Genomic DNA, 14,069 nt, shown 5'->3' with positions numbered 1-14,069 from the left:
GTCATGGCCAGCACGACGGTGTCGATCTCCCCCGCCGCGACCATGGCGCGCAGCTCGTCGAGGGTGAGCCGGGGACGGCTGCTCATCGGGTCTCCGTAAGGTGTCGGTACGGGGGTGGACCGCCCCGGGCCGGGGCGGTCCACCCCCGGGGAAGCGGGGGGAGCGGCGGAGCGGTGCGGGTCAGGAGCGGAAGGGCTCGGCCGCCGGCTGCACGCCGGTGTAGGAGGCGTTGCGCGGGTGGTCGCGCTTGAGGAACCACCGGCGGGCCGAGAGCAGCCACCAGAGGGTCGCGAAGCCCACGACGACCGCGACGGCGACCGGCGCGTAGTTGAAGTTCTTCGCGGTGACCGGGCTGACCTGCGGCAGCATGAACAGCACGGTGATCACCGCCACCCAGACCACCGCGACGATCCCGATCGGCCGGCTCCAGCGGCCCAGGTGCCACGGCCCGCGCTGGAAGCGGTCGCCCTGACGGACCCGCAGGAAGGTCGGGATGATGTAGGCGATGTAGAGGCCGATGGTGGCGATCGAGGTGACCGCGGCGTAGGCGGTGGTATTGATGAGGTCCGGCAGGCCGAGGGCGAGGGCGCCCGCGACGGCCAGCCACACGGCGTTGGTGGGCGTGCGGGTCTTCGGGTTGATGGTGTGCCACACCCGGCTGAAGGGCAGCGCGCCGTCGCGCGAGAAGGCGTAGATCATGCGGGAGTTGGCGGTGACCGAGGCCATGCCGCAGAAGAACTGGGCGCCGATGACGATCAGCAGCAGGAGCTTGGCGCCGCCGATGCCGATCGCGTCGATGAAGACCTGCGCGGGCGGCACGCCGGTGGCGGTGCCGACGGTGGAGTCCCAGTCCTGGATGGCGAAGGTGAGGCCGACGATCAGGATGAAGCCGGCGACCCAGGACAGGGCGATCGAGCGCACGATGCCGCGGGGCCCGGCCACGGCCGCGTTGTTGGTCTCCTCGGTCATGTGCGCCGAGGCGTCGTACCCGGTGAAGGTGTACTGGGCGACGAGCAGGCTCAGCAGACCGACGTAGAAGCCGCTCTGGAAGCCGGTGCCGTTGGCGAAGTGCCCGAAGACGAAGCTCGCGGACTGGTGCTTGGCGGGGACGATGGCCAGCACGCCGACGATCACGGCCACGCCGACGACGTGCCACCAGACGCTGACGCTGTTGAGGAACGCCACCGCCCGGACGCCGAAGGTGTTCAGGGCCCCGTGCAGCAGCAGGATGCCGGCGAAGAGGATCATGGTGTGCTGCGGGGTGCTCTCGTAGCCCCACTGCAGGTCGGCGTAGGCGTTGAGGAAGGTCGCCGCGCCGAAGTCGACGCCCGCGGTGACGGCGACCTGGCCGAGCACGTTGAACCAGCCGGTGAACCAGGCCCAGGCGGCGGCCGAACGGGCCGGGGCCATCTCCTTCGCCCAGAAGTAGAGGCCGGCGGACGTCGGGTAGGAGGAGCAGACCTCGGCCATGGTGAGCCCGACGAGCAGCGTCATCGCGCCGACCAGCACCCAGCCCCAGGTCAGCATGGCGGGGCCGCCGGTGGTCAGGCCGAAGCCGTAGAGGGTCAGGCAGCCGGACAGCACCGAGATGATGGTGAAGGAGACGGCGAAGTTGGAGAAGCCGGACATCCGGCGGGCCAGGACCTGGGTGTAGCCGAGTTGGGCGAGTCGTTCCTCGTCGGAGAGGCCGTCGGGTTCCAGGGGCATGACAAGGATCCTTCCAGGGGGGAGGTGCGCGGAGGGGAAGCGGGCAGGGAGGGACTGTCGGGCCCGGGACGCTGGTCCGGGGCGGGCACCGCGGGGCGGGTGCGGAGAGGACGGGCCTGGGTACCGGGTAAGGAGTGGACGGGCTGGGCTCGGGCCGGACGGCGGACCGGCCGGGGCTCAGGACCGCCGGCGCCACCGCGAGGTCTTGGTCGAGGCGTACGCCCGCTCCCGGTGCTTGACGAAGAGGGCCCGGGCGTCGCCGCAGTACGACCACGGCAGACGCGTGGCGTACGGGCCGATCTCCTCGAACACGTCCAGCGCCTCCTCGTGGCGCCCCGCGAAACACAGCGCGTGCGCCAGGTAGTTGGCGTCGTCCGCGAAGTTGGCGTGCGGTTGCGGGGCGCGGTAGTGCCACCACCGCTCCAGCACCCGGTCGATGTCCGGGCAGTCCAGCCAGGGGTGGACGGTCGGCCCGAACCGGCGCGGGTCCTGGGCCGTCCGGTGCCGGTGGTACTCGGCCTGGGCGACCAGCAACAGGACCGGTGTCGGGGTGCCGCGCGGAGCCTGGTGCACCTGCTCGTGGGCCCAGTTGAACATGGCGGTGGTGGAGCCCTGGGCGCGGGGCATCAGGTAGGCCAGTAACTCGTGGTAGCCCTCGCGGTTGTAGGGGTCGCGGTCGCGGACCTCCTCCCACAGCCCGGCCATCGCGGGCCAGTCCGGGGCGAGGGTGCGCACCAGCGCCATCATCACCAGCCAGGGCGAGGGGTCCTCGGGCGCGGCGGCGGCCGCCTCCTGGCAGGTGCGCCAGGCCGCCTCCCTGGACGCCTGGTCCGAGTCGGTGCCGGCCAGGATCACCCGCAGCGACCGGACGTGGGCCAGCGCCGCCAGCGCATCGGGGTTGCCGGGCTCGGCCGCCATCCAGGTCTCGACCCAGCGCAGCCGCACGCCCTGCCGGGCCAGCACCTGCAGCCGGAAGACACGGCGGTCCCAGTCGCTGCCGGTGGCCGCGATCAAGTCGCGCGGACCGTCCCAGCGGCCCATCGCGGCGTCCTCGCACACGGCGCGCAGCGCCCGGTCGTCCCGGGCCGGGTGGTCGTCCAGCGAGGATGCGTCGCGTCCCGGTCCCCTAGCCATGGAGGACCCCTGACGGAGCTGGTGCGGGTGCCACGGATGCTCTTTTCCTTCGACGGTCGCCGACTGCCCCGGCGGCGGTGCCGGGCCTGCGGTTTCCGTTGGGTGTGTCCATGCGGGCGAATACGAAGCGTCAACCGTTCGTCGCGCTGCGCGGAAGTAGAAAATCAGAAACGGACAGGCCGCAGGTAGGGCTCACTGGGGGTCCACTCGACGGGAGACGGGCACACTCGTGCCCGTCGTCGGTCCAAGTTCGGGCAAACGTGCCCCCCGGCGGGTGGCGGCGGCCCTACAGTTCCGGTCCATGACCAGTCGCCGCACCGGAACGTCCACCCTGGAGAGGCGGCCCAACTGGCAACTCGCCGACCTCCTCGACCAGGCGGGCCTGTCCAACAAGCAGTTCGCGCGGTCGGTCCGGGAGACCGCGGTCCGGCACGGGCACGACGCCAAGTGCACCCACACCAGCGTCCAGCGCTGGCTCGACGGGCGGAGCAGCCGCGCCGTACCGCCCGAACTGATCGCCGAGACGCTCTCGTTGGCCCTCGGACGGCTCGTCAGCACCACCGACATCGGCATGCCGACCAACCGCCACCGCGACCTGCTCGCGACGATGACGGAGTTCATCGACGAGCCGGCCGACCTGGTGGCCGCCGCCCGACGGCTCTGGAGCAGCGACCTCGACCAGCACAGCGCCATCCGGGTCGAGATCCCGGCCGGCGCGCTCAGCGGCCCCGCCCTGCACTGGCTGCTCGCCCCCGCCCCGCCGCCTCCCCCGGGCCGCGGCGCCGGCCCGCTGGTCACCGCGGCCGACGTCACCCGGGTGCACACCACCTGCCGGACCTTCGACCAGATCGCCGGGCGGCACGGCGGTGCGGCGGCCCGGCTGCCGGCGGTGCAGTACCTGCACACCGGCCTCAGCCCGCTGCTGACGGGGCGCTACCCCGGGCCGGTCGGGCGGCTGCTGTTCGGCGCCACCGCCGAGGCCTGCCTCGGCATCGGCCGCTACGCCTTCGACGAGGGCCTCTACGGTCTGGCCCGCCGCTACCAGCTCCTCGCCCTGTTCATGGCGCACCACGCCGACGACCGACTGGTCGGCGCCCACGCGCTGGCCGCCCTGGCCGACCAGTCCCTCACGGTCGGCGACCACCCGCCGACGATGGACCTCGTCCGGGCCGCCCTGACCGCCACGGTCGGCCACGACCCTTATGCCCGGGCCGCGTTGCACGCCAGCGAGGCCCGGGCGTACGCGGCCCGCCGCGACCCGGCGGCCACCGCGCGCGCACTGGCCGAGGTCCGCAGGTGCCTCGGGCGCGCCGCCCAGCCGGCCCCCGAACCGCACGGCCCCGACCGCACCGGCGGCTTCGGCCCCGCCGACCTCGCCGACTGCGAACTCCGCTGCCGGCTCGCCCTCGGCGACCACCGGGCGGCCCGCGACTGCGCCCGGCTGGCCATCGCCGCCCGGGACCCGGGCCGCGTCGTCGACCAGGCGATCGGCTACGGCCTGCTCGCCCTCGCCGAGGCCGGCAGCGGGCGCCCCGACGAGGCCTGCCAGGCCGCGGAGCAGGCGCTGCGGCACGCCGACGGGGTCCAGTCCGCCCAGGTGGCCGGTGTCCTCGACCACCTCGCCGACCGGCTGGACCGGCTCGACCGGACCGACCGCCTGGACCGGCCGGACCAGGGGTCCGCACCCACCCGGGCGGGCGCCGTGGCCCAGCGGATCCGCGCGGCGCTGCGCTCCGGCCAGTACGCCGGGTCCGCCCGCCGGCCGTGAGGCGGGGCCCGCGGCCGGGCCGCACGACCGCGCCGGCGGCCGTGTGACCGGGGCGCGGACGCAGGACCCCGGATCGTGGTCTCCCGTCGGGCGGTGACGGCCGGGCCCGTAGGATCGGAGCCCGCCGCAGGGAGCCCAAGTCCCGTGCGGGCGGCGGGGAGTGGATGGGGGGCGTATGAAGGATCGTGACATCCGGTGGAGCGTGGTGCGCGGCGGGGCCGTCGCGCTGGCCGCCTGGTGGCTGTGGATGCCGCTCGTCGCGCTGCTGACCTGGCTGGTCAAGCACTTCGCGTTCGGCGGGTTCGGGCAGCAGGACCAGAGCTACGTCCTGCTGCTGGAAAGGGAGTTCTTCCCGCACGGCTCCGTGCTCGACGCGGCGCCGCTGTTCTGGTTCTGGCTCGCGGTGGGCCTGTGCGGCACCGTCGTCGCGGTCGGCTACGTCGCCTCCGAGTCCGGTGCGGGCTTCGGCGGCTGGCGGGTACGCCTGACGATGGCGGCGGTGGTGCTGGCCCTGGTCGGCTCGCTGGTGCGGGCGGGCACCGGGCTCTGGGACGACGACAAGGACGAGGGCCGCTTCTACGCGGCGGCGACGGTCCTCGACATCCCGGCGGGCGGGGCGGGCACGCCCCGCTCGGTGCTGCCGGTGACCGAGCACACCCGGGCCGGCGACGGCGACCGCTGCGACCTGGTGGGCACCGCGGACGTGCCCGCCTGCGTGAAGACCGCGCCGATGCCGGACTTCGACTTCGAGGCGCGCACCGCCTCCTACGCGGCGGCGACCAAGGCGCTCACCGACAGTGCCGGCCTGACCTCCGGGATCCACCTGCTGGGGCACAGCCTGCACTACCTGCCCGACGCCTCGAAGGGCGGCGGCGTGTGGACGGCCGTCCTGGACGGCTCCGGCGAGCAGCCGATGGAGGGCGTCGCCGTCTGGGACGGCCGCTCGAACGCGGTCGCGACCTGTGCGTTCCGCGGTGACCACGCGTTCGGCCGGGCCTTCGACGGCACCGGCGCCGTGAGCCTGCGCAACCTGCTCGCCGAGCGCTTCCCGGACCTCGTCTACAGCGACCAGGACATCTGGGGCTACTGCGACGGCGCCGACCCGCGGACGGCCCGGCCGGTGGTGGTGATCTCGGTGGCGCGGCAGACCGGCTGGAAGCAGCGCACGGTGCTGGCCCCGGCCGGGGTCCTGGTGCTGCGCGGCTCCGCGGACGGCCGCCCGGCCGTCACCTACCGGGCGGAGGTGGCACCGGGCGACCTCCCCGGTGCCGTCTACCCGGCCTCCGTGGTGCGGTCGCAGATCCACGAGGTGCAGTGGCTCGGCGGGCGCGGCGCCAAGGACGACCGCGGCTTCGGCTACGCCCACACCTCGGCGGCGACCAACGCCGTCAACCCGGGCGAGTTCCTGCTGCGCTCCAAGGCGGACGGGCACCTGTACTACGTCACGCCGCTGGTGCCGAGGGACAGCTCCTCGCAGCTGGTGGTGGCGTTCGCCGTCCTCCAGGCGGACCGCGCAGGCGGCGGCCTCAACGACCTGCACGTGTACGTCCGGGGCGACGACAGCCCGGCGGTCAACCTGGACGTGCTGGCCAGCCGGATGGTGACGTACATGGCGCAGCAGACCTCGATCACCATCAGCGCCGGGCAGGGCGGCGCGCTGCAGGAGATCGTCCCGTTCGGCCGGGACATGTGGCGGGGCTTCGTGGACTTCAACGGGCAGACCCAGGACTACATCGACCTGTCCGGCGACGCCACCGTGACGCCCAACCTGGTGTCGCTGGGCGGCAGCATCACCCCGCCGGGCGGCCAGCCGGCGCCGGCGCCGACTCCCACCGGGCCCGCCCCGACCGGCCCGCCCGCCACCGCACCGCCGACCGCACCGGCGGGCGGGTGCGGGGGTGACCCGGGGCAGATGACGACCGGGCAGCTCGCGGCCTGCGTGGCGGACCTCTCCAGGGCCCTCCAGGGGCGCGTTCAGGAGCCGGCGCCGGCGCACTCCTGAAGCGGTCACGACGCCACCGGCGCACCGCCCCGCGCAGGGAGCGGGCCGTGCCGGTGGCGTCGCCGCGTTCCGGGCCGCTCCGCCCCGAGCCCTCGCGTTCGCGTGCCGTCGTGCGCTCGTGCCTTCGCGTGCCCCGCCGACCCTTGCTCATCGCATCCGCAAGGCTACTTTCCGTGACGCCATCGCACCTGCGAGGGCGGCCGACCTGGTGAATCGTCCAGTCCCGCCGGACGGGGCTGGTGTCCGAGCCCACTCGTCCGCACCCCGGGGCGTTGCTTCAATCACCGTACTGAACGGTCGAGGACGGTGGTTGGACGTGGACCTGAACACGGTGGTGGACCCGCGCGGCGCGCGGCGTCGCGGGGCCGGACGGCCGGGGAGCGCCCGGCCGGGGGAGCGGGGCCGTACGGACCTCCGCCGGGAGCGGGCCGGGGAGGCCGGGCGATGAGCTTCCGCATCCGCGTCAACGGCGAGGAGTTCGACGCCGAGCCGAGAGCCGGCCAGTGCCTGCGGACCTATCTGCGCGAGCGCGGCTGGTTCGGGGTGAAGAAGGGCTGCGACGCCGGCGACTGCGGCGCCTGCACCGTCCAGGTCGACGGCGATCCGGTGCACAGCTGCCTCTACCCGGCGCTGCGCGCCGAGGGCCGCGCCGTCACCACGGTCGAGGGGCTGGCCAGGGACGGCGAACTCCACCCGATGCAGCAGCGCTTCCTGGACGCCCAGGGCTTCCAGTGCGGGTTCTGCACGGCCGGGATGCTGATGACCACCTCCGCCGCCGGCTTCGACGAGGACAAGCGGGCCGACCTGCCGAGGGCGCTGAAGGGCAACCTGTGCCGCTGCACCGGCTACCGGGCCATCGAGGACGCGATCCGCGGCGTCCGGCACACCGAGTCGCCGTACGCCGGCCAGGCCGTGGGCCGCAGCCTCGGCGCCCCCGCCGGGCCGCAGGTGGTCACCGGCACCGCCCGCTACACCTTCGACCTGGACGTCGAGGGTCTGCTGCACATGAAGCTGCTGCGCTCCCCGCACCCGCACGCCCGGATCGTCTCGATCGACACCGCGGCCGCCCTTCGGGTGCCCGGGGTGGTCGCGGTGTTCACCCACGAGGACGCCCCCGACAAGCTCTACTCCTCGGCCCGGCACGAGCACCCCACCGAGGACCCGGACGACACCCGGGTCCTGGACGACGTGGTGCGCTTCGTCGGTCAGCGGGTCGCCGCGGTGGTCGCCGAGAGCGAGGGCGCCGCGGAGGAGGGGTGCCGGCGGATCGCCGTCGAGTACGAGGTCCTCCCGTACGTGCTCGACCCGGAGGAGGCGATGGCGCCGGGCGCCCCGGTGATCCACCCCAAGGGCCCGGAGTCGCGGATCGCCCGCGCCGAGAACAACGTCTGCGGAGAGGCGCACGGCGAAACGGGCGACGTCGCCCGGGGCTTCGCCGAGGCGGACCTCGTCTACGAGGAGACCTTCCGCACCCAGCGGGTGCAGCACGCCAGCCTGGAGACCCACGGCTGCGTCGTGTACTTCGAGGAGACGGAGGGCGCGGGCGAGGAACGGATCGTGGTGCGGTCCTCCACCCAGGTGCCGTTCCTCACCCGGCGGGCCCTGTGCGACCTGTACGACCTGCCGATGGAGAAGGTCCGGGTGGTCGCCGGGCGGGTCGGCGGCGGCTTCGGCGGCAAGCAGGAGATGCTCACCGAGGACATCGCGGTGCTCGCCGCGATGCGGCTGCACCGGCCGGTGAAGCTGGAGTTCACCCGCGCCGAGCAGTTCTACGGTGCCACCACCCGGCACCCGTTCCGGATCACCGTCAAGCTCGGAGCCAGGGCGGACGGCACGCTCACCGCCATCCAGTTCCGGGTGGTCTCCAACACCGGCGCCTACGGCAACCACGGGCCCGCGGTGATGTTCCACAGCGTCGGCGAGTCGATGGGCGTCTACCGGGCGCCGCACAAGAAGGTCGACGCGTACTCCGTCTACACCAACGGCGTGCCCGCCGGGGCGTTCCGCGGCTACGGGCTCGGCCAGGTCACCTTCGCCGTCGAGTCGGCGATGGACGAGCTGGCCCGGCGCCTGGGCGTCGACCCGCTCGTGCTGCGCGAGCGGAACGTCATCGGCCCCGGTGAGCACATGGAGGGCCCGCTCGGCGAGGAGGAGGACCTCCACATCGCCAGCTACGGCCTGGACCAGTGCCTCGGGGTCGTGCGGACCGCCCTCGCGGACGACACCAGCGCCGAACTGGCGCCCGAGGGCTGGCTGGTGGGTCAGGGCTTCGCCATGGCGGCGATCGCCTGCGGGCCGCCCGGCGGGCACATCGCCGACGCCACGGTGAAGCTGCTGGAGGACGGCACGTACGACATCGCCGTGGGCACCGCCGAGTTCGGCAACGGCACCACCACCGTCCACCAGCAGATCACCGCCGGGGCGCTGGGCACCACGGCGGACCGGATCGCGATCCGGCAGTCCGACACCGACGTCGTCCGGCACGACACCGGGGCCTTCGGCTCGGCCGGCACCGTCGTCGCCGGCAAGGCGGTGATGAAGGCCGCCAACGCGCTCGCCGAACTCCTCCTCAGCTTCACCGCCGAGTACGCCCGCACCCCGCGCAGCCTGCTGCGGCTCACCGCCGACGCCGTCGAGTGCGACGGGCGCACGGTGCCCCTCAAGGAGGTCTTCGAGGCCGCCCGCGGCCGGGGCGTCGAGCTCGCCGCCGACGGGCACTTCGGCGGCTCGCCGCGCTCGATCGCCTTCAACTCCCAGTGGTTCCGGATCGCCGTCGACCCGGACACCGGCGAGATCCGCATCCTGCGCAGCGTCCACGGCGCGGACGCCGGGAAGGTGATGAACCCGCTGCAGTGCCGCGGCCAGGTCGAGGGCGGCGTCGCCCAGGCGCTCGGCGCGACCCTCTTCGAACAGGTGCTGGTCGACGACCGCGGCGAGGTCACCACGGCCGCCTTCCGCCGCTACCGGCTGCCCGCGTACGCGGACGTGCCCCGCACCGAGGTGCACTTCTCGGACACCTCCGACGCCATCGGCCCGCTCGGTGCCAAGTCGATGTCGGAGAGCCCGTTCAACCCGGTGCCGCCGGCCTTCGCCAACGCGCTGCGGGACGCCACGGGCATCCGCTTCACCGAGGCGCCGTTCCTGCGCGACAAGGTGTGGCAGGCGCTCGACGAACACCGCAGGAGCGCGGGCCCGGGCGGGACGTCCGGACCGGGCCTGCCCGGCCGGCCGGCCGGGAGGGCCTGATCGGGGCGGGAGGGGCCTGATCCGGACAAGCGAAATGTCGCCTTCCTGGAGTCGGAACGTGTCGAACCCGTGTGCCCCCGCCACCCGGTGGCGCGCCGGCCCAGTCCTCCCCGGCCGGGGCCGGCCGGGTGGTGCGGCTTCCCGGCTGGCCCGGCGCTGGTGTCGAGGGTGAGGAAGTGACCGGTGGTGCAGGAGAGTTGAAACGCGCGGCGGATTTCGTGCGCCCCTCCGGCGCGGTCTCCGCCGCGCGCTCCCGTGAGCACGCGTCAAAGTTCAAGTTCTGCTGCGAACTTGTCCGGGTCCCCTTTAAGCTCCCGTTAACAATGGCGGCTTTTCGCCACTCACGAACTCCCTCACGAGGTCGGGCGGAAGGCCCAGGCTGGACGATGAGAGCAGGGATGACAGAGACAAGTGAGCGGACATCCGGGATCGCGCGCGGCCCGGACCGGCGACGGGCGGGAGCTCCCGGCGGCCGCACGGTGGGCGGCGCCGTGGTGGCGGTCGCCGGGATCGGCGCCTGCCTGTTGGCGGCGGCCCCGTCGGCCTCGCCGCGGGCGGTCGACGAGGGGGCGGTGACGGTCCGCGTCGTGCGGGCCGTGGACACCAGCGGAGTGTGGACACCGGCCCTGGAGCCGGGCATCGCGGGCGTGCGGGTGACGCTCACCGACGACGCCGGTGCCGGCGTCGAGGGTGTCACCGCGGCCGACGGGACGGTGACGCTGGCACCGGCCGGGACGAAGCTCTCCGGTGGCAGGTACCGGGTGCAGGTGGTGAATCCGAAGCCGGGCGTGCTGTTCCCGGCCTTCGCCTCGCGGCAGGGGCTGGACGGTGCGCCGAACCGGCTCAGCAGCAACGAGGAGTTCGTGGACCTCACCGGCGGCAGGAAGGTGGCGTACACCACCGGACTGTGGAACCCGGGCGACTACTGCCAGAAGAACGCCCCCCTGGTGACGACCTGTCAGGCCGCGGCCAGGGAGGGCGGCGAGCAGCGCACGCTGGTGTCGTTCCCCTACAGCGCGCGCGGCCAGGACGGCGTGGACGTCAACGTGACGGACCTCGCCACCGTCGCGGACACCGGCACGCTGTTCGGCATCGCCTGGAACAAGGCGGACCGGCGGGTGTTCTCGGCGGCGACGGCGAAGCGCACCACGCCCTACGGCCCCGGCGGAGCCGGCGGCATCTATGTCACGGACCCGGTGCAGAAGCGCACCACGCTGTTCACGACCGTCCCCGACGCCGGGTCGACCGGGCACGGCACGGGCACCGACGACGCGTTCCTGGGGGTGCCCGGCAAGGAGAGCCTGGGCGGCATCAAGATCACCGACGACGGCCGGAACCTCTTCGTCGTCAACCTCAACGACCGCAGCCTGTACCGCTACGACGCCACCGGGGCGACCGCGGCCGCGCCCGACGCCGTCCACCGGATCCCGGACCCGGGCTGCCCGGCGGCCGGGGACTGGCGGCCCTTCGGCCTGGGCCTCCAGGACGGCACCGGCTACCTGGGCGGCGTCTGCTCGGGCGAGTCCACCGGGAAGACCTCGGACCTGCGTGCCGTGGTCCTGCCGTTCGACCCCGCCACCGGGGTGTTCGGCAAGGCGGTGCTGGACCAGCCGCTGGACTACCCGCGGCAGTCCACCGTCGGCGGCGGGCCGTGCGACGGAGCGGGCTGGTTCCCCTGGACGGACACCTACCCGACCGAGCAGAACGGCCGCCCCTGCGGCAACTCCACCATCGCCAAGCCCGAACCGGAGCTGGGCGAGATCGCCTTCGAGACCGACGGCTCGATGCTGCTGGCCTTCCGCGACCGCTTCGGCGACCGCGCACCGGCCGGCCCCACGCCGGGCTCCGCCGCCGTCGTCATGTCGGGCGGTGACCTCGACAAGGCCTGCCCGGCGAACGGCGGGTACGTGATGGACACCAACAACGGGTGCGGGCTCGCCCCCCGCGGCACCCGCTTCTTCGACACCAGCTGGGGCGGCCACCGCAACACGGCGTTCGCCGGCATGGCCCTGTCCAGGGTCGAGAGCACCATCGCGGTCTCCGCCTTCGACCCCAACCACACCGCCCTCGGCTACGGCACCTCCTTCCTCCGGCGCACCGGCGAGCAGGACCCGAAGTTCGGCCTGCGGCTCAACCCGGCCGGGGCGGTCGCCCCGTTCGGCAAGGGCGCCTCGATGGGCGACCTCGAGGTGCTCTGCGACCAGGCGCCGCTGCAGATCGGCAACCGGGTCTGGTACGACCCCGAGCGCAAGGGCACCCAGGGCCCCGGCCAGAAGCCCGTGCCCGGCGCGACCGTCAACCTGTACGACGAGGCCGGAAAGCTCGTCGCCACCACGAGGACGACCGAGCGCGGCGAGTACTACTTCGACGGCTCCAACGTGCCGGGAGACCTCAAACCGCGGACCAAGTACACCATCCGGCTCGACAATCCGGCCGACTACGCCAAGGGCGGCCCGCTGTACCAGTGGGTGCCGACCGACCACGACGTCGGCGACAACCGCTTCGTCGACTCCAAGGGCGTCGTCCCCGCCGGGGGCAGGTTCCCCGAACGTGCCCTCACCACCGGCGGCCCGGGCCAGAACGACCACACCTTCGACTTCGGCTTCCGCCGCCAGGAGGGCGCGCTGCGCCTGGTCAAGCACGACCAGGACGGCAAGCCGCTGACGGGCGCCCGGTTCCAGCTGTGGAGGGAGAGCAACGGCACCGACGGACTGCAGAGCACCGGGGCGAAGCCCGACACCGCCGTCGGCGACCCGTGCACGACCGGGGCGGACGGCCTCTGCCAGGGCAGCGGCACGCCGGGGACGTACTACTGGCAGGAGCTGAGCCCGCCGACGGGCTACGCCGCACCGGAGAACCCGGTGGCCGGGCCGTTGGTGCTCACCCCGGACAACCTAGACGACGGGGTCTCGGTGACGGCCGTGAACCGGCTCATCCCCACCCCGACGCCGACCCCCACCCCGAGCTCGACGCCGTCACCGACATCGTCGCCGACACCGTCACCGACCGCGCCGACGACCGCGCCTCCGGCACCGTCGGCGCCCCCGGGCGGGCCGGACGCGCCGGCCCCGGCGCCGCCGCGCCCGGCCCCCGGCGGGCAGCTGCCCGGCACCGGCGCCGGGCAGGCGCTCCCGATGGCCGCGGCCGCGGCCGTGGCGCTCACCGTCCTCGGTGCGGCGCTGCTGGTGACGAGCCGCAGGCGCAGGGCCGCGCGGCAGTAGACCCGGGCCGCCGGGCACAGCGGTAGCGGTCATGGGCGGGTTCGCGGGCCACCGGTCCGCGGACCCGCCCGGCCGTGGTGACCGACCGAGGAGAGAGGGCAGACGCATGGCCCGCAGGACGAGGACCGACCGCGGTGCGCCGCGGCGGACCTTCTGGCTCAGGACCGCGGTCGCGGTCGTGGTGTGCGCCGCCGCCGTCGGCGGTGTGGCCGCCTACCGGACCGTCTCCGCCGAGCCCGGGGAGCGGGCGGTGACCGGTGACGAGGCGGCAAGGCTGGCCCTGTCCCGGCTGAACCTGTACCAGGCGAGCCCGGTGACGGTGGCCCTCACCGCCGCGGAGGGCGGCGGCGTGCAGGTCAGGGTCGAGGGGATCGTGGACTACCGCACGCACCGCGGCGCGGGCCGCTACCTGGTCACCGGGGCGAACGGGCCGCTCGACCACGGCCTGATCGTCTGGGACGCCGGCGGCCTCGGCCTCGCCCCCGCGGCCCAGGGCGCCCCCGCGCCCGACGCGGCCGCCGGGCCGCCCTGGGAACAGGCCGAGCACGTCCCCCGGACGGGCTGGTCGCCGCGCACGTACACCGCGGACCCGCTGGACGCCGGGCTCCAGCTGATGGTCCAGCTCGGCGCGGACCGGCCCGACAACCCGCTGCTGCTGGCCCAGTCCGGGGCGCGCCGGCTCGGCCGGGACCGCATCGACGGCCGGGACCACGACCGGTTCGCCGGGCCGCGCGCCCAGGGCGCCGCGCCGGACGCGGGCCGCTCGCCGCTCACCTACTGGGTGGACGGCGACGCCACGCTGCGCCGGGTGACGATGCGGATGCCCGGCCTGGGCACCCCGACGACCGTGGACTTCACCGGGCGCGACGCCGGGGCGAAGCTCCCCGAGGCGGGGGGGGGGGGCCGCGGGGGGCCCCCGCCCCCGGGGGGGGGGGCCCCCCCCCCGGGGGGGCGCCCCCCCCCCGGCGGCGCGCGGCGGGGGGGGGGGGGC

General features: G+C 74.4%; 7 protein-coding genes. 5 read left to right on the top strand and 2 right to left on the bottom strand.

The window, feature by feature from the left end:
• Positions 1 to 180 precede the first annotated feature (180 nt).
• Positions 181 to 1,707 (bottom strand): amino acid permease, encoded by a 1,527-nt coding sequence (locus ACIRS1_RS29460; RefSeq protein ID WP_402845044.1) that lies wholly within the window; start codon positions 1,705 to 1,707, stop codon positions 181 to 183.
• A 177-nt stretch (positions 1,708 to 1,884) separates the two neighbouring features.
• The gene (locus ACIRS1_RS29455; RefSeq protein WP_360222619.1) at positions 1,885 to 2,841 is read right to left on the bottom strand and encodes a hypothetical protein; all 957 of its coding nucleotides are present in this window, start codon (positions 2,839 to 2,841) and stop codon (positions 1,885 to 1,887) included.
• A 301-nt stretch (positions 2,842 to 3,142) separates the two neighbouring features.
• Here ACIRS1_RS29455 and ACIRS1_RS29450 point away from each other — a divergent pair, with 301 nt between their 5' ends.
• The 5 genes from ACIRS1_RS29450 to ACIRS1_RS29430 form a co-directional block, all read left to right on the top strand.
• Positions 3,143 to 4,609, top strand: a complete 1,467-nt coding sequence (locus tag ACIRS1_RS29450; protein WP_402845042.1) for a hypothetical protein — start codon at positions 3,143 to 3,145, stop codon at positions 4,607 to 4,609.
• A gap of 175 nt (positions 4,610 to 4,784) precedes the next feature.
• Positions 4,785 to 6,611 (top strand): hypothetical protein, encoded by a 1,827-nt coding sequence (locus tag ACIRS1_RS29445; RefSeq protein WP_402845040.1) that lies wholly within the window; start codon positions 4,785 to 4,787, stop codon positions 6,609 to 6,611.
• A 444-nt stretch (positions 6,612 to 7,055) separates the two neighbouring features.
• Positions 7,056 to 9,857 (top strand): molybdopterin-dependent oxidoreductase, encoded by a 2,802-nt coding sequence (locus ACIRS1_RS29440; RefSeq protein WP_402845039.1) that lies wholly within the window; start codon positions 7,056 to 7,058, stop codon positions 9,855 to 9,857.
• A gap of 398 nt (positions 9,858 to 10,255) precedes the next feature.
• Positions 10,256 to 13,078, top strand: a complete 2,823-nt coding sequence (locus ACIRS1_RS29435) for an SdrD B-like domain-containing protein (RefSeq protein ID WP_402845038.1) — start codon at positions 10,256 to 10,258, stop codon at positions 13,076 to 13,078.
• A gap of 106 nt (positions 13,079 to 13,184) precedes the next feature.
• Positions 13,185 to 14,069, top strand: an 885-nt coding sequence (locus tag ACIRS1_RS29430; protein WP_402845036.1) for a hypothetical protein, incomplete at its 3' end; no start/stop codon positions are given.

This window comes from Kitasatospora sp. NPDC101176, from assembly GCF_044768035.1.
Classification (GTDB): Bacteria; Actinomycetota; Actinomycetes; order Streptomycetales; family Streptomycetaceae; genus Kitasatospora.
This window is presented reverse-complemented; position numbering and strand designations above follow the sequence as displayed.

Coding starts and splice junctions, on each gene's coding strand:
- ACIRS1_RS29460 (WP_402845044.1), bottom strand. CDS start 1,707: ATGCCCCTGGAACCCGACGGCCTCTCCGACGAGGAACGACTCGCCCAA.
- ACIRS1_RS29455 (WP_360222619.1), bottom strand. CDS start 2,841: ATGGCTAGGGGACCGGGACGCGACGCATCCTCGCTGGACGACCACCCG.
- ACIRS1_RS29450 (WP_402845042.1), top strand. CDS start 3,143: ATGACCAGTCGCCGCACCGGAACGTCCACCCTGGAGAGGCGGCCCAAC.
- ACIRS1_RS29445 (WP_402845040.1), top strand. CDS start 4,785: ATGAAGGATCGTGACATCCGGTGGAGCGTGGTGCGCGGCGGGGCCGTC.
- ACIRS1_RS29440 (WP_402845039.1), top strand. CDS start 7,056: ATGAGCTTCCGCATCCGCGTCAACGGCGAGGAGTTCGACGCCGAGCCG.
- ACIRS1_RS29435 (WP_402845038.1), top strand. CDS start 10,256: ATGACAGAGACAAGTGAGCGGACATCCGGGATCGCGCGCGGCCCGGAC.